This window comes from Dehalococcoidia bacterium, assembly GCA_028711995.1.
Lineage (GTDB): Bacteria > Chloroflexota > Dehalococcoidia > SZUA-161 > SpSt-899 > JAQTRE01.
This window is the reverse complement of sequence record JAQTRE010000011.1, coordinates 25,996-45,121: the sequence shown is the minus strand read 5'-3', so window position 1 is coordinate 45,121 and position 19,126 is coordinate 25,996. Positions and strand designations below refer to the sequence as shown.

Genomic DNA, 19,126 nt, shown 5'->3' with positions numbered 1-19,126 from the left:
AGCACAAGATTATCTGGCTCCGGGAGTAACCTTCGCCAAGCTTGATGCTATTGCGGGTCGAATGAGCGATAATGAATTCGCCAAAAGGATGGTGAAAGCACGGTCCGATCTCTTTGAGAGAATATCCGGGCATGACAACGGGTTGTCACAAGCTGCGGCTCATGGGGTTATCCACTTGTCCACACTGTTCACAAAGAAACGATTATTATGACCCTTTCGGGCTCATTTTTGGATTAGAAAAGACTCGCTGCGTCGTTTTACCCTTTGAGTTTGCTGGCGATCTCTCCTGGGTTGGGAAAGCGGCCGGTTTCATGCTTGGAGTAGATCAACTTCCCATCGACAACAACATCGAATATTCCGCCTTCCCCCGGAATCAGATTTGCCTCCTTGCCGAGGGCTTGGCGCAGTTCGTCCGCCAAACGGGCGGCGTTTGGTTTATAGTTTCATTCCCTGCAATAGTGAATATCGATTTTCTGCATCATGATTCCCCCTTTCTTTTCACACTTATCCTGGCGTTTTCGGTGACAGTCTTGAGTGGGGTTAGATCGCCAAGAATGCGTCCGAAGACATTCACAGGGCTATAAGCGCGAGGCTTATGGCTTGTACTGATGGGTGTAGCGCCAAAGAAAATACAAAAGGCGGGACCTGAAGGCCAATACCCCAGATCACCGACCTCCACCTCGGCGCGGGCTTCTCTTTCCAGTTCGGTTTTGATAGGGATGATAAAATAGATTTCTTCTCCCCAAACGTTGGCCTTCCCTTCCAGCGGTAAGGCTTCCCATATGCGCTGAGCGGTGGGGGATTCAGTCAACTCTGCCAAAACAGTCAGGTTTTCGATTGTAATGCTGATCTTGTCCAAGGTTGTGCTCCTATGGTGGCTGCTGTTCTATTGCTGTTTAATAGTAGTATAGCCATGATGTCTATCAAAGAGAAGAGTGTAGCATGTCGGAGAGTCTTGGCATACTTCACCAGAATGCCTATGGGATTGGCTTCTGTTAGGGATTTTCAAATCATTGGCAGACTGCCTAACCTGCCTGAAGAGAATAGCAAACAGGGCTATGGTTTCTATTGACAGTTCTTGATTGGCGTGTTATCGTTAATACCGCATCGGAAAAGAACCTTAACAACTGGATAGTGGAAGGAAGACAAATTGTATGGCGAGCTTGATCCTGGCTCAGGATGAACGCTGGCGGCGTGCCTAATGCATGCAAGTCGAACGGGGAATATTACTTCGGTTTTATTTCTAGTGGCGGACGGGTGAGTAACACGTAAGCAACCTGCCCTCAAGTGGGGAATAATCTACCGAAAGGTGGACTAATACCGCATAATGTGTAGGGGTAATGCCCAAACACCAAAGCCTTCGGGCGCTTAAGGAGGGGCTTGCGGCCTATCAGGTAGTTGGTGAGGTAACGGCCCACCAAGCCTACGACGGGTAGCTGGTTTGAGAGGATGATCAGCCACATTGGGACTGAGATACGGCCCAGACTCCTACGGGAGGCAGCAGCAGGGAGTATTGCGCAATGGGCGAAAGCCTGACGCAGCAACGCCGCGTGGGTGATGAAGGCCTTCGGGTCGTAAAACCCTTTTCTTGGGGAAGAAGCTCTGACGGTACCCAAGGAATAAGCCTCGGCTAATTACGTGCCAGCAGCCGCGGTGACACGTGAGAGGCAAGCGTTATCCGGATTTATTGGGCGTAAAGGGCGTGTAGGCGGCCCGGTATGCCTCTTGTGAAATCTCTTGGCTTAACTAGGAGGGGTCAAGAGGAACTGCCGGGCTTGAGGGCAGCAGAGGGAGATGGAATTCCCGGTGTAGCGGTGAAATGCGTAGATATCGGGAGGAACACCAGTGGCGAAGGCGATCTCCTAGGCTGTTTCTGACGCTGAGGCGCGAAAGCGTGGGTAGCAAACAGGATTAGATACCCTGGTAGTCCACGCCGCAACCGATGGATACTAGGTATGGGGGGTATCGACCCTCTCCGTGCCGTAGCTAACGCGTTAAGTATCCCGCCTGGGGATTACGGCCGCAAGGTTAAAATTCAAAGGAATTGACGGGGGCCCGCACAAGCAGCGGAGCGTGTGGTTTAATTCGATGATACACGAAGAACCTTACCAAGACTTGACATGACGGAAGTAGAAACCCGAAAGGGCAACGACCTGTCAAACCAGGAACCGCCACAGGTGCTGCATGGCTGTCGTCAGCTCGTGCCGTGAGGTGTCGGGTTAAGTCCCGCAACGAGCGCAACCCTTGTTCTGTGTTACACTCTCACAGGAGACTGCCCCGCAAAACGGGGAGGAAGGTGGGGATGACGTCAAGTCAGCATGGCTCTTACGTTTTGGGCTACACACACGCTACAATGGGCGGTACAGAGGGTTGCTAAAGAGCGATCTGGAGCTGATCCCTAAAAACCGTCCTCAGTTCGGATTGGAGGCTGAAACTCGCCTCCATGAAGTTGGAGTTGCTAGTAACCGCTGGTCAGCATACAGTGGTGAATACGTTCTCGGGCCTTGTACACACCGCCCGTCACGCCATGGAAGCTGGCAACACCTGAAGTCGATGCGTCAACTCGCAAGAGAGACAGTCGCCGAAGGTGGGGCTAGTGACTGGGGCGAAGTCGTAACAAGGTAGCTGTACCGGAAGGTGTGGCTGGATCACCTCCTTTCTAGGGAGTTTGAGAGGCTTGCTTCTCGATTTCCAGGTCGGTCGAAGGGGAAACCCTTCGGTTTGTTCAAACTATAACTTCCTTCCACTATCCAGAGGTTAAGGTCTTTTTGTAAGAGCCTCCAGAGAAGTTGAAAAACTCTGTAATTTACGTATGCGGCCAGTTATATTTCCCCGGCGCGTGACTCCTTTTTGGTCTTAATTAGATTGAAACCATGCCTCAATCCAGTTGGCAGCCTTTAACCCCTGTGATATGATCAAAGCAGTTTGATGCCTAATTGAATGGATAGGTTTACTTTAAAACGAAGTGCACGATGAAAGATTATTATGATATTCTCGGTGTCCCGGCGAGTGCAAGTATGCCGGAGATCAAAAGCGCCTTCAGAAAATTGGCATTTGAATATCATCCGGATAAAAATCCCGGGAATGAAAGCTTGGCCGAGGAAAAATTCAAGCTAATTAATGAGGCATACGGCATTTTGGGCCATGAGGCAAGAAAGAGCGAATACGATGCCTATCGGAACAGCCAGTTCGCTGGTATCGGCTCCAGACGGGGTTCCCATGACTTCAGGTACACTCAGGATGACATCTTCAAGGAAGCCTTTTCTAACGAAAACATCTTTGACGAGATAAACCGGATGTTCGCTCAGGCCGGGCTCAGATTCGATGCGAATTTCCGAAATCGCGTTTTCTTCGGGGGCCGTGATTTCCGCTTCCAATTCTTCGGCAAATCGAATGGAACTGAGCGACGTTATGATTCGTCAACGGACAGCGAAGCGTCTTATGTCTACACCTCCCCACTTTTGACCAAAAAGCCGAACTTCATTGAAAGGTGGCTCGACAAGGCGGTCTGTAAGGTAGGCGGGTTTATCCTCAAAAAATCTCTGGGGATTGAGATAGACAGGCCAACCAAAGAGCCTGGGGATACGTGGGGAAAGACCTGATCGAGTTTACGGCTACAGACGGAGCACTTCTGTGGAGTGCTGGTTGCAGCCATCTTATGAGCACTCTTTCGTCTACATCCGCGATCATTTTAACGGCAGAGGCTTGGGAGAAATTAGAAATTACTAAGGCTTGGTTTGTTCGATTGTTTATGAATGTCTATTGTCCAGGATCGATGGTATACTCCGAGTTACAGTTGAGTTGTGCTTTGAGACAGCTCCTATACGAGAATTCGAGCAGCCCTAGGGGGCATCTTGTGGTGGAGAAGTTTTATTCTTTGAGAGGACCCCTCTCGATAGCAGAGCAAATAGCCTGGAAGAATCCTCAGATTGAGGTTGACAACATAGTGTTGATATGATAACATCTATCCGCTTAAGAAGATTTGTTATCCGGTTCGAAGGGGGATAGTCAAATCAGAAGAGAAAAAAGGTCACCCTGGTAATTGCAAAAAGTCTGATGTAGGCCATCTGGCGGCCCTGAGGACATCGGGCCGTTTTTTTTGTCTTAAACGCACCTTAAAAAGTGAATAGAGTTTTTGGCTTGTTACTGTGCAAAAGCTACTAAGGGCGCGCGGTGGATGCCTTGGTGCCAAGAGCCGATGAAGGGCGTGGCTAGGCTGCGATAAGCCTCGGTTAGCTGCCAAGTAAGCTTAAACCGGGGATACCCGAATGAGGCAACTCATCCAGGCAAAACCTGGATACTCCTAGTTGAACACATAGACTAGGTAGAGGGAACCGGGGGAACTGAAACATCTTAGTACCCCGAGGAAAAGAAATCAAAAGAGATTCCCAAAGTAGCGGCGAGCGAAATGGGAAGAGCCTAAACCGGATGGCTAAGGCTGTTCGGGGTTGTAGGGCCTCCGTGATCGATCCGTGATTAGGTAGTAGAATAGGCTGGAATGCCTGACCGTAGAGGGTGAGAGTCCCGTATGCGAAACCGAACAGCGGCGTGGGGGGTACCTGAGTACCACGGGACACGTGAAATCTTGTGGGAATCTGGGGAGACCACTCTCCAAGGCTAAATACTCTTGGCGACCGATAGTGAACCAGTACCGTGAGGGAAAGGTGAAAAGAACCCCGGGAGGGGAGTGAAATAGACCTGAAACCGCGTGCCTACAAACAGTCAGAGGGTTGCCTTCGGGCGGCCTGATGGCGTGCCTATTGAAGAATGAGCCGGCGAGTTAATCTATGTAGCAAGGTTAAGCAAGTTGACTTGCGGAGCCGTAGCGAAAGCGAGTCCGAATAGGGCGAATTTAGTTGCATGGATTAGACCCGAATCCGGGTGAGCTAACCATGGCCAGAGTGAAGTTTCGATAATATCGAAATGGAGGCTCGAACCCGTCAATGTGGCAAAATTGTGGGATGAGCTGTGGTTAGAGGTGAAATGCCAAACGAACCCGGAGCTAGCTGGTTCTCCCCGAAATGCATTGAGGTGCAGCCTCGAGTATGAGCTTCGCAGGTAGAGCTCTGGATGAGCTAGGGGGCGAGAAGCTTACCAAACTCAACCAAACTGCGAATGGCGAAGCATTTTAGCTCGGGAGTGAGACGGTGGGGGATAAGCTCCATCGTCGAGAGGGAAACAGCCCAGATCATCAGCTAAGGTCCCTAAGTACAGGCTAAGTGGGAAAGGATGTGGGGTTGCCCAAACAGCCAGGAGGTTGGCTTAGAAGCAGCCACCCTTTAAAGAGTGCGTAATAGCTCACTGGTCGAGTGGCGCCGCGCCGAAGATCCAACGGGGCTAAAGCCTGTCACCGAAGCTATGAGCTCGATTTATCGAGCGGTAGGGGAGCGTTCCCTTCAGCGTTGAAGCTGTGACGTGAGTCAGGGTGGAGCGGAGGGAAGTGAGAATGTCGGCATGAGTAGCGTAAGGCGTGTAAGAAACACGCCCACCGAAAGCCTAAGGTTTCCTACGCAAGGTTGATCCGCGTAGGGTTAGTCGGGCCTAAGCCGAGGCCGAAAGGCGTAGGCGATGGACAGCTGGTTAATATTCCAGCACCGCCCGTTTTCGTTAAACCTCGGGGAGTACAGGAAGGTAGGTTGAGCGTGCCCATTGGACATGGTGCGTCTCCGATCGTAGGTGCGAGGGGAGGAAAATCCCCCCTTGCTTAAGCTGAGGAGAGGGGGAAGTTGCGGGGCAACCCAAGGCGATTCAGCTGAACCTACACTGTCTAGAAAAACCTCGTTGTTTGAAGGCGAGCGCCCGTACCGCAAACCGACTCTGGTAGGCTAGGGTAAGAACCCTAAGGTGTTCGAGAGAATCCTCGTTAAGGAACTCGGCAATCTAACCCCGTAACTTCGGGAGAAGGGGTGCCCCTGGGCGTGAAGGAATTTACTTACGGAGCGCATGGGGGTTACAATGAGAAGGCCCAAGCGACTGTTTAACAAAAACACAGGTCTCTGCTAAAGCGTAAGCTGATGTATAGAGGCTGACGCCTGTCCAGCGCCGGAAGGTTAAGGGGAGGGGTTAGGATTTCGGTCCGAAGCTCTGAACTTAAGCCCCGGTTAGCGACGGCCGTAACTATAACGGTCCTAAGGTAGCGAAGTCCCTTGTCAGGTAAGTTCTGACCTGCACGAATGGCGTAACGACTTGGGCGCTGTCTCAACGAGGAACTCGGCGAAATTGAAGGGCCCGTGAAGATACGGGCTACCCGCGACTGGACAAAAAGACCCCGTGGAGCTTTACTATAGCTTGGCATTGGATTGAGTCTTAGCATGTGTAGGATAGGTGGGAGGCTGAGAAGCCCTGGCGCCAGTTGGGGCGGAGCCAACGGTGAAATACCACTCTTGTTAAGTTTCGATTCTAACCTTTGAACAAGCAAGGAGACAGTGCCAGGTGGGTAGTTTGACTGGGGCGGTCGCCTCCTAAAAGGTAACGGAGGCGCCCAATGGTTCCCTCAAGGTGGATGGAAATCACCTGCAGAGCGCATTGGTATAAGGGAGCTTGACTGCGAGACCTACAAGTCGAACAGGTACGAAAGTAGGGCAAAGTGATCCCACGGTGCTGCGTGGAAAGGCCGTGGCTTAACGGATAAAAGCTACCCCGGGGATAACAGGCTGATGGTGCCCAAGAGTTCACATCGACGGCACCGTTTGGCACCTCGATGTCGGCTCGTCACATCCTGGGGCTGGAGAAGGCCCCAAGGGTTGGTCTGTTCGCCCATTAAAGTGGTACGCGAGCTGGGTTCAGACCGTCGTGAGACAGGTCGGTCTCTATCCGTCGTGGGCGCAGGAGATTTGAGAGGAGCTCTCCTTAGTACGAGAGGACCAGGAGGGACAGACCTCTGGTTTGCCAGTTGTCCCGCCAGGGGCATAGCTGGGTAGCTAAGTCTGGTTTGGATAAGCGCTGAAAGCATCTCAAGTGCGAAGCCAACCTCAAGATGAGATCTCCCACTGGGTAACCAGGTAAGACCGTAGCGAGACTAGCTGCTTGATAGGCGGCGTGTGTAAGCGGAGTAATCCGTTCAGCTAAGCCGTACTAATCGGTCGAGGGCTTTTGCGCAGTAATAAGCAAAAACTTTATCCATCGCGGGGTGGAGCAGTGGAAGCTCGTCGGGCTCATAACCCGAAGGTCGTTGGTTCGAATCCAACCCCCGCTACCAAGTTTTGAGGCCAAAAAGGCTCTCTAAAGAGAAATCTTAAGGGGGCCTTTTTTGTTTTTGCTAATGAAAGTCTTGAAGGGACGCTCTATCGCGATTGGATGTAGCAGGACATCGGAGCGATTGGCAGTGGCTTCTAGAAGGACCCGGGTGTAACGTGACGGTAGTTGTCTACAATAAGTTCGAGTTATACGCGCCGTCGCTTATTTATCTCCTCGATCAGCATAGGAAGCACCTCATGCAGATCGCCCACTATTCCGTAATCCGCAATGCCGAAGATATCTGCCCTGGGGTCTGTGTTGATGGCTACTATGGTGTCGGAATCCCATATGCCTGAGATGTGCTGGATGGCTCCCGAAATACCGCAGGCGATATAGAGCTCCGGTTTAACAGTCTTGCCGGTCTGTCCGATCATGCAGTCCCCGGTGATCCAGCCCTCATCTAACGGATCCTTGGTGACGCCGACTTCAGCGCCCAACGCTTCGGCGAGCTGATGGATCACGGCAAACTTCTCGGCCGAACCCACACCCATCCCTGCACCGACGATGATCCGGGCTTCCTCCAGCTTCGCGCCTTTCCTAGCTTGCTTGACTCTGTTTACGATCTTGACCGGCATATCGGTTGCTTCCAGCCTTACAGGGATATGGATTATCTGCCCTTTGCGTTTAGTGTCCTTTTCCAGCGCCTGCATCACACTTGGCCTGACAGTGGCCATTTGCGGTCTGGATTGGGCACAGACAAAAGTGTACATCATGCTTGACCCGTAGCCGGGCTTGGTGCTCAGTAGTAAGCCACTTTCCTTCTCGATAGCCAGCTCCGTGCAGTCTGCGGTGAGACCGGTACCCAATCGTTTGGCTACCCGGGGGGCCAGATCCCTGCCGATATCGCTGGCCCCGAAGAGCATTATCTCCGGTTTGGACTCCAGAACCTGCTTGGCAATGACAGACGTGTAGGCACCTGTAGTATAGCTACCCAGGTTGGGTTCATCGGCAACATATACTTTCTCAGCCCCATAATGGATCAATTCATGGGCCATGGTTTCGATCCTTGATCCCAGAAAGATCGCCGAGAGTTGTGTGTTCAAACTATTGGCTAAGTCGCGCCCTTTTCCCAGCAACTCCAGGGATACCGTGCTCAACCGACCGTCTGTTTGCTCGGCAAAAACCCATACGCCGTGATATTCACTGCAGATCATCTTTTCCTCCTGGTTAGATCAGATGCTTGACTTCAAGGTCTTTTAGAAGATTTTGAACCGCATCTTGCCCCGAACCTTCATATATCTTTCCCGACCGTTTACGTGGCTGGGGTATGAATGCTCGGGTCATTTTTGTGAGTGAGCCCTCAAGACCGATTTTGTTCTTGTCCAAATTAAGATCAGCGGCATTCCAAATCGTGACCTCCCGTTGCCTGCATGCGTCCAAGATGTCGCCGATGGTCGGTTTTCGAGGGGTATTGATCTCCTTGGTGACAGTCACCAGAACCGGCAACTTCGCTTCAACCACTTCATAACCGTCCGATAGCGATCGCTCGGCCTTAAGGGTCATTCCTTTGATTTGGAGCTTGCGCGCATAGGTGATCTGGGGCAATTGAAGCTCTTCGGCCAGTTGCGGCCCGACCTGGGCGGTATCGCCATCGGAGGTTTGCTTTCCGCAGAGAATCAGGTCGAAATCTCCCCACTTTCTGACGGCGCTTGCCAGCACGTAAGCGGTGGCCGACGTATCCGCACCGGCGAAGGCCGGATCGCTCAGCAATATCGCCTCATCCACGCCCATGGCCAGCGATTCACGGAGCGACTCCTCTGCCTGAGGCGGACCCATGGTGATAGCCGTCACGCTTCCACCGTATTTGGTCTTGAGTAGCAGCGCTTCCTCCAATGCATGCTTATCGGCCCGGTTTATATCGGAAGGGCAACCTTCGCGCACCAGAGCACCTGTACGGGTATCGATGGGTACATTGGCGGCGCTGGGAACCTGCTTTATGCAGACAATAATCTTCACATCAAGCCTACCTTGAAATATATTTTTGGTCCCGACTCATGGCCTAATTCATCAGATGTCCGGCGATGATGGACCGCTGAACCTCGCTTGAGCCCTCGATCAGTTCATTTTCCTTGACAGCCCGATAAATTCGTTCGATCTTAAAATCCTTGATAAATCCGTATGAGCCGTGAATCTGCATGCTCATATCCACCGCTTCTTTGGCCATTCGTGTGGCGAACAACTTGACCATGGAAGATTCCTTGAGAATATCAGAACCTTGGTCTTTGAGAGATGCGGTCCTGTATGTCATCCACCGTGCCCCTTCCACCCTGACTGCAGCCTCAGCGAGTAACCATTGGATGGCCTGCATAGAACCGATGGGCACGCCTCTCCGGGTCCTCTGCTTGGCGTACTTGACCCCTTCATCCAGGGCAGCCTGGGCCATAGCTACCGATTTAGTCGATAGCCCCAGCCTGCCGACTGCCGCTGCCACAAGCAGTATATTGAATCCCTTCCCTATCTCGCCCAGAAGCCGGCTCTTGTGTACCCGCATGTTAGTAAACCGGGTATCCATCGTCTCGGTGCCAAGGTTGCCCATCAGCTCGTAGGGCTTGGAGTTGACATATCCTTCCTGGTTTTTGTCGACAATGAAAGCGGTTGTCATTACCCCGTCGACATTGGCGAAAACCACCGCCGGGCCATCGTGGTTGCCCTCGGTGTTGAAGCGCTTGATACCGTTGATCACCCAATAGTCTCCATCAAGTTCGGCTCTTGTGACCAGCGATTTCGGGTCCGATCCCGTGGCAGGCTCCGTAAAGGCCCAGCTTCCGATCTTTTCGCCGGTGCACATCGGCCTCAAAAACTGCTCTTTTTGCTCTGCTGTCCCGAAGGTAACGATACCCAGGCCTACCATGCCGCACATATTCATGAAGCTGCTGCATGCAGATACCGGATAGTGCATTTGCTCCAGGGCCAGTATCCAGTTGAGGTAACCCGAATCTCCCCCTCCGTATTCCTTGGGGAGAGGCATTCCCAGAAAACCGGCCTTTCCCAGCTTGTTGACGATGTCACGAGGGACTTTCTTCTCGCGCTCCACCTTTGCCGCAATGGGCTCGATTTCAGCTTGGGCGAACTCACGGGCCGTCTTCTGGATAAGCTTCTCTTCAATGGTTAGACGAAAATCCATCGGACTAACCTCCTTTTGCCGGATAGACTGACACCCCTTTCGATTCGTGTCGGTCAGCTTCATTTAAGCAGAGCCTGTCCTGCCTTGCAATAGCACGGCAGTTGCTAATTGTCCTGCATACCGGGGTGGTACTGATTTCTCAGTTACCAAGCACTGTACATATGTTAGTATGTATTCACTGTCCGGACGCTGGCTTAAGTGAGATTGAATCATGAAGTTACTCATCATTGAAGATGACCCGGAGATAATAGAATCCCTTTCGCTGTGCTTCGAACTTCGCTGGCCGGACAAAGTGGAATTCCTTTCTGCCAGCAAAGGCCTTGAAGGCATCGATTTGGTCGAAAAACACGCTCCTGATGTGGTCATCCTTGATATTGGCTTGCCCGATGTCGATGGCTTACAAGTATGCCGTGGAATTCGCACGTTTTCTGGAGTGCCTATTGTCATTCTGACCGCGAACGATACTGAGTTCAGCAAAGCCCGTGCCATGGATCTGGGTGCAGATGATTACATTACAAAGCCATTCAGTCAGGCCGATCTCATGGAGAGGGTGAAAAGAGTATTGTCCAACGGCAAAAAGCGTCAGGATATGGAGGCTGAAAAGGCTGTTGTGATTGGGGGACTGCGGATCGACGTCGCTGTCCATGAGGTAACACTGGATGGGCAGGAAGTCAGGCTTACTCCCACAGAATATGTTTTGCTGGATCTGCTGGTAAGAAATGCAGGCCGCGTAATACCCTGCCGGATCCTTTTGGAGGAGGGTCGATGGGGGTCCTACGTGGATTCAATGGAATTCCTGAAAGTGTTTGCTGGCTGCCTGAGAACAAAGCTGGGAGATGATCCCAATGCTCCCCAGATCATTGTCGCAGAAGGGGAGGGGTATAAGTTCGCCAATCCCTCCAGTGAAATCCAGCAACGAGACGTGTGCATATCTTCATTATAGGGTAGCAGTCCTCGCGAAGCGCAGCCCAATTCACTTTTCTCAGCCCATGCTGAGGACTAAGCCACTAGTAACCGCAGAAGCTCCGCTATCATCTTCTTCCTTTGGCGTCTGAGTGCCGTTCGGTCCACCTATTCGTATCGGAGCGCCTCAGCGGGATAAACCTTGGCAGCTCGATAGGCGGGCAGGAAGGTGGTGGTCAGTGATGCCAGATAAGCGCCAAGGGCGATCAGCGTAATCATAGTCCATGGGATCGCGGTGGTCATTCCTTCGACGTCCGAGTCAGGGATGATCTGATAGGAAAGGGCCACTCCCAACACGACACCCAGAGTGATCCCCATTAGGGCGATGAAAGATGACTCCAGCAAAAAGCTGGCCTGTACCATCCCCTGCCGGAAACCGATGGCCCGCAGCATGCCGATCTGATGCCGGCGTTCCACCACTGATCTGGCAGCGATAACCCCCAGGGCAGCAATTCCCACAATAAGGCCCAGTCCCATGAATGACATCAAGAGATTCATGAACATGTCCATTGTCTTGCCGTAGTCTTTGACTTCTTCGGCCATTACCTCGGTATTCATGCCATTGGCCAAAAAGTTCTTTTCCAGGTTCTTGGCCAAGTTGGGGATATTGTCCTTTTGTTCCGGTTTCACCATCAAGCGGTAAGCATTGGACGAGCGGGGGAATCCCAGGAAAGAGTTGATGGTTGCCTGGGAGGTGGTTATCAGAGAGGCATAGGGACCGGACATGGCATCGACCACGCCGATTACCTGCAGCGTTTGAGTTGTCTTGGTCAGAGGGTTCTGAATCTCAACATAGATATCATCGGGCATGAACTTATCTTGAAGATAGAATCTGCCTTTGCCAATGACCAAGTCAATGCCGGTGTCACCGAAGTCACCGGTCTCTTTGGTGGGAACCAGCGCCAGGTTGACCACGGCCAGATTCGGGTTGTTGGTGAGTGCCTCCCACACCTCTCGGCCGGAAGCGCCTTCGTTGTAGTATTTCTCGGCCACCAATTCAAAATTGTAGGTCACGTTTTCAGTGTATCCGGCATCGGTTCCTACCACGGGTAAGAGCTCCCATTTCTTATCTCCGTCCGTGTTCTGTTTATCACTGCTGGCATCGCGCACGTTAGCCACGGCAGTGTTGAAGCCGGCGATTGCTTGAAAATCGTTCGGGCCAACACCATCAGTCTTCTCAAGGGCAGCATTGATATCGGTTATGGGATTGATGTAGCTCACCTCTGCCCTGATATCGAACCCGCCGCTGACGCGTTCGGTGTCATCGAGCAGTTTGCTGAAAGAAGCACTGATGACAGACACGACCACCAGTGTGAAGACGATCATAGAGAACATGGCTACGGCCATTCCGGTGCGGAACCGACTGGCCAGGGGATAGGCTACGGCTGGCTTCAAAATCGGCGCCAGTGCCCGGATTCGCCCGAAGATAGACATAACCTGCCGTCAGCAGCAGGTCTGAGTTATACATGATAGTCCACACTGCTCCCAGGACCAGCATTACCCCTGAAAGGATGAACATTTCCATGCCGCCGCTCATCTCATCGTGGTAGGGATGCCAGCTGAAAGGAATGAGCCAGAAAGTCAAAAGGCCAAGGCCCGCCAGGGTGAAGGCGGGCCTGTCCGGCAGGCGGAGTTTCCTGGCCACCAGACAGATGCCGATGATGAGGAGAGACGCCCCGAGGGTGTAGGAGACCTGCATCTTTTCCTGCAGCCCGCTTATCAGGGAGAGGAGCCCCACCAGGGGAACCAGGACGGTGATGGCGATACTCCGGATCGGGTGCTTGTCGGCCCGCTTGGATTCGGGAATATCCTTGATAGCGGATATGATATTGAGTCGGCTGACGTTGCGTGCCGAGAAGAAAACCACCAGCACGGTTAATACAACCCCCAGGGTGTAGGATATGATAAGGCCGCTGGCGGTGTAGTAGTATGTCAGATCAAAGCCCATTTCTTCAAAGGCGGAGTTCATCATCTGGATCATTCCCCAGGCGACCACTAACCCCAGCGCGGCGCCAATGGCTGAGGCCAACAGTGCATACAGGGTCCCCTCAAAAGTGAAGAGTCGAATGATGTGTCCCCGCTGCCCGCCTATTGCTCGCGTCATGCCCAGTTCCTGCTTTCTTTCGGCTGCCAGCATGACGAAGATGAGGAAGATCAGGAGGACTCCGGCAATGATAGAGAAACTGCCGAAGACCATGAACATGGTAGAGAACGTAGCGCCTCCCTCGTCAGCTTGGTCCAGAGCATCCTGCTTGATGGGCTGTGCCTTGATCCCCGTTCCATTCAGCGCCGGTTCGAGGGAAGCCATGACTGTATCGGTATGCTTTGCCCCGGTAAGGGCTCCGCCTTTATTGGTGATGAGGATGAAGTTGATATCGCTGGAACCCCGCAGGGCTTGCAGATGATCAAGGGGCATGATGATAGACGCGGAGGTATCGAAGCTGAATACGGTTGGATTGCCCCCCGTTTTATAAATGCCGGCGATGGTCAGAAAGGTGGGGTCTTGACTCAGATAGACCTCTATCTGGTCGCCGACGCCTATCGTCCGGTTCTGATCAGAGATGGCTTCTGCCAGGCCGGTATTGACGTAGGCATAGCCGCTCCCCTTGTCCTCAAGGTCTTTTAGGGAAAGCTCCCGGTTGCCTTTCTCCAAGAGGGGATCAAAGGACTTCATATACCGATAGTCAAACCCCAGCAGGGTGACCTGAGGCTCGTTCAGACTCGTTTCCCTGGCGATTACCGGTATGTCTGTTTCAATAATGGCAGGCGCAACCCCTTCGACTACGCCTTTCTGAGAGAGATCGCTCAGGGCAACTTCCACGTTTTGGAGTTCAGCCTGATCAAAGTATACGCTTCTGCTGCTGGCATCCATTGTGTGTCCTTGCCCTCCGAATTCCACTCCATCACTCATCACCATGACATCCACCTGCCCGATGTAATCCACGGCAATGCTGCGGATGGAGTGCGTCAGAGTATCTCCCGTGGCAAAGGAGGCAGAGAAAATCATGGCTGCCAGCATCAGGCCCAGACAGGTCAGAAGGGTATTGGCCGGTCGGCGTGGGAGGTTGCGCGCCCCCATTTTAAAAATCACCTTGTTGCGCAAAGCGAGGACGGAAATCCCCGCCACGAACAATGCGAAGATTACTATAAGCGGTACCAGCATGACTTTCAGGTCTGCCATTAGCTTGCCTCCCTCACATCATCTCGATTATCTGGAGTCTGAGATAAGCATTATCGCACCTGGTTATCCAGGCAGGAATCCTTGCCATTGATGCTGTCACACTCGATGACTCCATCGCGCATGCGGACGATGCGGTCGGTGAATTCGCCCACTTCCTGCGAATGAGTCACCAGGACGAAGGTCTGCCCTTTCTCTTTGTTGAGGCTTCGCAGTACGTGCATTATTTCCATGGCTGTTTCGCTATCCAGATTGCCCGTGGGTTCGTCTCCCCAGACGATTACCGGATTGTTCACCAAGGCCCTTGCCACGGCCACTCGCTGTTGCTGACCACCGGAGAGTTCGGCTGGCCTTTTGTTTCGCTGATCCCCGAGATGGACCAGTTCCAGCACGTCCTCAGCTCGTTTCCTGGCCTCGCGCTGCTTGGTTCCCGATAGCAGCAAGGGCAACTCCACATTCTCCACCACATTGAGCACCGGCAGCAGATTGAACGCCTGGAAGACAAACCCCATCTCCTCGGCGCGAAACTTGGTGCGTTCCTTATCGGACATTTTGGGGATGATATGTCCCTTGACGGAGATTTCCCCCTGGTCGATTGAATCCAGGCCGGAGAGACAATTCAGAAGGGTGGTTTTGCCGCATCCGCTGGGCCCCATGATGGCCATCATTTCCCCATCTCTGATCTCCAGATCAACGCCTCGCAAAGCGTGTACTTTGACCTGGCCCGTATCATAGGTTTTGTGCACGCCTTTAACCTGGACGATGTTGGAATCTTTCATGTTCCCCTCCTGAATAGTCTTGGCGAGGTGCCACTGTCCGGACCTGATTTCGATCAGTATAGCATAATCCCCGTGGAGAATGCACCAGAACTGAGAGGATTGCGGAGACGAAACGGCCCCCCGAAAAACTTGGGTTTTTCGGGGGGCCGTTTCGTCTGTTAGGAACCTGCCCTCAACTCCTTGGCTCAGAGCGAGGATGATCAGTCTTTAAAGCAAACAAGTTTGTCGCCACCAATGTAGAGCCTGCCGGAAGCGATAGCCGGCGAAGAGTCAACCGCGCCTTCCCCTACCGGCTGCTTGAATTTCAATGCTTCGACGACCTTGTTATCGTTCATTTTGTTCTTATCCAGAGCATAGATATTGCCATCGTAGGAGGCGACGTACATGATTTTGCCGGCCACGGCCGGAGAGGATCGAACCTCGCCGTCCGTCGGATATTTCCATTTCAACTCGCCGCCCTTCTTGCCATCCTCCAGGGAATAGATATTGCCGTCGTCCGAGCCGATGAAGACATTGCTGTATGCCAGAGCTGGGGAGGAGCGCACCGGTCCATCCGTGGGGACCTTCCAGTAATAGGTTGTCATGTTTTTCCCCGCATCGATGCAATAGACGTTGGTGTCATCGGAGCCGAAATAGATCTGACTCCCGCCGATGGCCACCGAGGAGCGCACCTTATCGCCCGTGGGGAACTTCCAGATGAACTCTCCCTTGTCCTTCTTTATCTTCAGACAATAGACATTGGTATCATCCGAACCGAAATAGACCTTATCGGTCTTCACTGCCGGTGAAGTGTATATCGGACCATCTGTCGGGTATTTCCACTTGATTTTTCCATCGCCATCATCCAGGGCATAGAGATTGCCATCGTCGCAACCCAGCAACACCTTGCCGCTGGCTACTGTAGGTGCGGAATGTATCGGAGCACCCAGCGGTTGTTTCCACTTCAATTCACCGGTCTTGGCATTCAGGGCGTAAACATTTCCATCATCTGAGCCCACAAAGACCTTATCGCCTGCAACTGCCGGGGAGGTCAGGACATCGCCAATGCTGCCCTGCTGGGGATATCTCCAGACATAGGTTCCGCTCTTCTTCAGGCAGTAGACAGCTCCATCTTCGGCCGCTACGTAGACCTTATCGTATCGAACCGCGGGCGAGGTGGCGATCGATCCGGCGCCCGAAAAATCCCATTTCACCTCTCCGTCTTTAACGCCACTCGAAATGGAATAACCGGTATTGGCCAGGTTGTTATGGAAATCTGACCATATGTTCTCAGGCAACTCGATGGCGCAGCCCATCGTCAATATGACTACGGCCGCGACAGTAGCTGCAATAATGCCCCCCAGCTTCTTCATATGCCCTCCTTCAAATTGAGATGGCCGCTGATATACGCATAGCCAGCAAGGCCGTTTATGGCTAGTATATCTCATTTTCGATGATAGTCAAGTCCGGCCACCCTGAGCTGACACGCATTTGAGAGCTGATTGTAATATAATGGTTCTAAGGTCAACTGATGAATGATGAATAGACCGGAGACGGAAGTAATGCTGCGGCACCTCAGCGTTGAGGATGCGCTGGCAAATCTGGATCAGTACTTGAACGATGCCTTTGTTGCCGGATTGCACACTGTTAGAGTCATCCATGGGAAAGGCACGGGTACGTTGCGGCTGGTAGTGCGGCGCGAGCTGGCGCACCATCCGCTGGTCGAGTCGTTTCGGCCAGCGGAGCCTCGCGAGGGTGGCGCCGGGGTTACGGTAGTACGGCTGTCCCGAAGATAGGTATTAGGGCAGGTATTGGCCGAGTTCAAATAACGGCAATTGCTTCAATTTCCACTCTGGCTCCAAGGGGAAGTCTGCTTGCCTCGATACAGCTTCTGGCAGGTCTTTCCTTGGGGAAGTGGCGCTTGTAGGCCTCATTCAACTTGCCGAAGTCATCCAGGTTGGTCAGGAAGGCGGTGGTTTTGACGACTTTCTCCAGCGATGAGCCTGCCTCTTCGAGGATCGCCCTCAGGTTTTGAAAGCACTGTTCGGCTTGCTCCCCGAAATCTGCCGAAATGATGGCTCCGGTTCCGGGGTCGATCGGAACCTGACCGGAGACAAAAATGAACGATCCGCAGGCAATGGCCGGCGAGTATGGCGCATCTGAGGCCGGAGCATTCTTTCGATTGATGATTCTCTTATCCATTGTTTCTCCCCTTTTTGCCGACTTCGGCGATGATATCCCGGCACACATTCCAGAGCTGAGTGAGGCCTTCGCTCGGATCGGCTGGCCAGCCTGTCCACTCCTCCCCTCCCACGTGATCGGATACTAACGAAAGGTATACGGAGCGGATGCCTACTTCCCGCGCTACAGCGTAGAAGGCGGAGGTTTCCATATTTACATAAGAAGCCCCTTTCTCTCGCCAGAAGGAGACTTTCGATGGATACTCCCGGTAGATGGCGTCCGTGGTCCAGACTTTGCCCGTTTTGGGTTTGAGCCCATGTTTCTGGAAGATGTCCTGGGTCAGGGTCAGTAGTTCAGGGTCCGGCCCGATTTCGTCGTCGTCGGTGTATTCCTTGGTCGTCCCATCGGAAGCAAGGCCGGAGGAGGCGATCATCAGGTCACCGGGAACAATTTCCGGGACCAGCGAGCCGGAGAGTCCGAATCCGACAACGTGTTTTACGCCCAGCGCAGACAGCTCCTCGAGGGCCGAGGCGCAAACCGGACTGCCGTAGACGGGCCCCATTAGAAGGGTGCCTCCATGATCGGGGCGAACCAGGCATTTGTTCACCATGCCGAAGATTCGCTTGCCAGGGGGTTCTCCATCGAAAAGCCGGGCAATAAATCCTACAGGCATGAAAACCAGCACCGCAGTGCTGAACGGATATTCAGCCGGATCAATGCCGTTATCCGTCAATACCCGGTGGGGAGTGACGAGAGGGGCCTCATTTCCTTGCCGGCGCATTGTTACCTCTCTTTTTTGCTTTTGCCTTTTGAATTCTATCATATTCTTCGCGGTGTATAATGATCACAAGTTCCACTCAGGACGTTGGAAGTTGTGATCAGAAAAGAACTCCAGGAGATGCAAGCTTTCCTCGCGCGGAATTATCACGAGGCCGTGATCATATCCGCTGCCGCCCTTTTTCTGATTCTGGCAGAGAACCATTCGATCTACTCCGACTGGGCGGATTCTCTGGTATTCTATGCACTCTTGCCCATTCTTACCGTCATCATTCTGCTCCGGAAAAACCCCCTCGACTTCGGATTGAGGATGGGCGACTTCCGTGTATGGCGGGTCCATGTGGCAGTTGCTTGCCTGGTCGCATTACCGATCCTGCTCATCGCTTCCCGATTTTCCTCCTTTGAGGAGTACTATTCGATCAGTGACTTCAACCTGCCCGTTTATCTCCTGGAAACAATAGGATATCAAGCCGGATGGGAGTTTATGTTCCGCGGTTTTCTGCTCTTCGGGCTCAGAGAACGATTCAAGGAAGCGAGCATCCTGATTCAGATGATCCCATTCGTTCTCCTTCACATCGGTAAACCGGAGGCGGAAGTGATCAGCACCATTCCTACCGGCATCTATTTCGGATACGTTGCCTACCGGGGGAATTCCGTTTGGCCGGCATTCTTTATCCACGTCTTCATCAATGTGACCTTTCGCATTCTGGTGAATTGGTGCTAAGCCGCCGTCTTGAGTAGTTCCTTTGTTCGCGCCTCCAGCATCCGGCCGATATTCGTCTTGATGAAAATCTGATGGTCGAAATCGGGGTGAAGATGATATTTGTGGCTCCGCGAATCACAATAGGTGCAGGCAAATTCGCAGCCGTTATAGGATTGAGGGTGTATCGGCACCAGAACCAGCTATCG

The 19,126-nt window shown here is 52.7% G+C and carries 17 protein-coding genes, 1 tRNA gene and 2 rRNA genes; 8 read left to right on the top strand and 12 right to left on the bottom strand.

What is annotated here, in order from left to right; all coding sequences use genetic code 11:
* The coding region (locus tag PHV74_03430) for a hypothetical protein (protein MDD5093416.1) at positions 1–211 on the top strand (211 nt) is incomplete at its 5' end.
* A gap of 46 nt (positions 212–257) precedes the next feature.
* On the opposite strand, the gene PHV74_03425 is transcribed toward PHV74_03430, so the two are convergent.
* Both PHV74_03425 and PHV74_03420 read right to left on the bottom strand, forming a co-directional pair.
* Entirely contained in the window at positions 258–479 is a 222-nt protein-coding gene (locus PHV74_03425) for a SelT/SelW/SelH family (seleno)protein (GenBank protein ID MDD5093415.1), read from the bottom strand.
* Entirely contained in the window at positions 479–859 is a 381-nt protein-coding gene (locus PHV74_03420) for a cyclophilin-like fold protein (GenBank protein ID MDD5093414.1), read from the bottom strand. The genes PHV74_03425 and PHV74_03420 overlap by 1 nt, the downstream gene beginning before the upstream one ends.
* Before the next feature lie 292 nt (positions 860–1,151).
* On the opposite strand from PHV74_03420, the gene PHV74_03415 reads away from it, so the two are divergent.
* The 4 genes from PHV74_03415 (at position 1,152) to PHV74_03400 (ending at position 7,198) form a co-directional block, all read left to right on the top strand.
* Positions 1,152–2,659: ribosomal RNA gene (locus tag PHV74_03415) — 16S ribosomal RNA — on the top strand.
* A gap of 313 nt (positions 2,660–2,972) precedes the next feature.
* Positions 2,973–3,602 carry a DnaJ domain-containing protein gene (locus PHV74_03410; protein MDD5093413.1) on the top strand — a complete coding sequence of 210 codons (630 nt, stop codon included), beginning with the start codon at positions 2,973–2,975 and terminating at the stop codon, positions 3,600–3,602.
* 548 nt (positions 3,603–4,150) lie between these two features.
* Positions 4,151–7,098, top strand: a 23S ribosomal RNA gene (locus PHV74_03405).
* The 16S and 23S rRNA genes sit together here with 1 tRNA gene alongside, the layout of an rRNA operon.
* A 25-nt stretch (positions 7,099–7,123) precedes the next feature.
* A tRNA-Met gene (locus tag PHV74_03400) sits at positions 7,124–7,198 on the top strand.
* Between the two features lie 184 nt (positions 7,199–7,382).
* Here PHV74_03400 and PHV74_03395 read toward each other — a convergent pair.
* Genes PHV74_03395 through PHV74_03385 form a run of 3 tightly spaced genes read right to left on the bottom strand, consistent with a single transcriptional unit; the run spans position 7,383 to position 10,360 of the window.
* Positions 7,383–8,390 (bottom strand): electron transfer flavoprotein subunit alpha/FixB family protein, encoded by a 1,008-nt coding sequence (locus PHV74_03395; GenBank protein MDD5093412.1) that lies wholly within the window; start codon positions 8,388–8,390, stop codon positions 7,383–7,385.
* Positions 8,391–8,403: 13 nt separating this feature from the next.
* A complete protein-coding gene (locus tag PHV74_03390; protein MDD5093411.1) occupies positions 8,404–9,192 on the bottom strand; it encodes an electron transfer flavoprotein subunit beta/FixA family protein in 789 nt (262 codons plus the stop codon).
* A 43-nt stretch (positions 9,193–9,235) separates the two neighbouring features.
* Positions 9,236–10,360 (bottom strand): acyl-CoA dehydrogenase family protein, encoded by a 1,125-nt coding sequence (locus PHV74_03385; protein ID MDD5093410.1) that lies wholly within the window; start codon positions 10,358–10,360, stop codon positions 9,236–9,238.
* 211 nt (positions 10,361–10,571) lie between these two features.
* Between PHV74_03385 and PHV74_03380 the strand changes: the two genes are divergently transcribed.
* Complete coding sequence (locus tag PHV74_03380; protein MDD5093409.1) at positions 10,572–11,303, top strand: response regulator transcription factor; 732 nt, start codon at positions 10,572–10,574, stop codon at positions 11,301–11,303.
* A 128-nt stretch (positions 11,304–11,431) separates the two neighbouring features.
* Here the strand turns inward: PHV74_03380 and PHV74_03375 are convergent, their stop codons facing one another.
* From PHV74_03375 to PHV74_03360, 4 genes are all read right to left on the bottom strand, one after another.
* Positions 11,432–12,670, bottom strand: a complete 1,239-nt coding sequence (locus PHV74_03375) for an FtsX-like permease family protein (GenBank protein ID MDD5093408.1) — start codon at positions 12,668–12,670, stop codon at positions 11,432–11,434.
* A complete protein-coding gene (locus PHV74_03370; GenBank protein ID MDD5093407.1) occupies positions 12,585–14,504 on the bottom strand; it encodes an ABC transporter permease in 1,920 nt (639 codons plus the stop codon). The genes PHV74_03375 and PHV74_03370 overlap by 86 nt, the downstream gene beginning before the upstream one ends.
* 50 nt (positions 14,505–14,554) lie before the next feature.
* Positions 14,555–15,280: an ABC transporter ATP-binding protein gene (locus tag PHV74_03365; GenBank protein ID MDD5093406.1), complete on the bottom strand. Its 726-nt coding sequence runs from the start codon at positions 15,278–15,280 to the stop codon at positions 14,555–14,557.
* A gap of 200 nt (positions 15,281–15,480) precedes the next feature.
* Positions 15,481–16,632, bottom strand: a complete 1,152-nt coding sequence (locus tag PHV74_03360) for a PQQ-binding-like beta-propeller repeat protein (protein MDD5093405.1) — start codon at positions 16,630–16,632, stop codon at positions 15,481–15,483.
* Positions 16,633–16,794: 162 nt separating this feature from the next.
* Here PHV74_03360 and PHV74_03355 point away from each other — a divergent pair, with 162 nt between their 5' ends.
* Positions 16,795–17,055: a Smr/MutS family protein gene (locus tag PHV74_03355; protein ID MDD5093404.1), complete on the top strand. Its 261-nt coding sequence runs from the start codon at positions 16,795–16,797 to the stop codon at positions 17,053–17,055.
* 25 nt (positions 17,056–17,080) lie between these two features.
* On the opposite strand, the gene PHV74_03350 is transcribed toward PHV74_03355, so the two are convergent.
* On the bottom strand, positions 17,081–17,461 hold the full coding sequence (locus PHV74_03350) for a RidA family protein (protein ID MDD5093403.1): 381 nt from the start codon (positions 17,459–17,461) through the stop codon (positions 17,081–17,083).
* A complete protein-coding gene (locus PHV74_03345) occupies positions 17,454–18,221 on the bottom strand; it encodes a hypothetical protein (protein ID MDD5093402.1) in 768 nt (255 codons plus the stop codon). Before PHV74_03345 ends, PHV74_03350 begins: the two co-directional genes overlap by 8 nt.
* Positions 18,222–18,314: 93 nt before the next feature.
* Between PHV74_03345 and PHV74_03340 the strand changes: the two genes are divergently transcribed.
* Positions 18,315–18,941, top strand: coding sequence for a CPBP family intramembrane metalloprotease (locus PHV74_03340; protein MDD5093401.1), 627 nt, complete (start codon positions 18,315–18,317; stop codon positions 18,939–18,941).
* On the opposite strand, the gene PHV74_03335 is transcribed toward PHV74_03340, so the two are convergent.
* Entirely contained in the window at positions 18,938–19,111 is a 174-nt protein-coding gene (locus PHV74_03335) for a hypothetical protein (GenBank protein MDD5093400.1), read from the bottom strand. The genes PHV74_03340 and PHV74_03335 overlap by 4 nt on opposite strands.
* Positions 19,112–19,126: the final 15 nt, after the last annotated feature.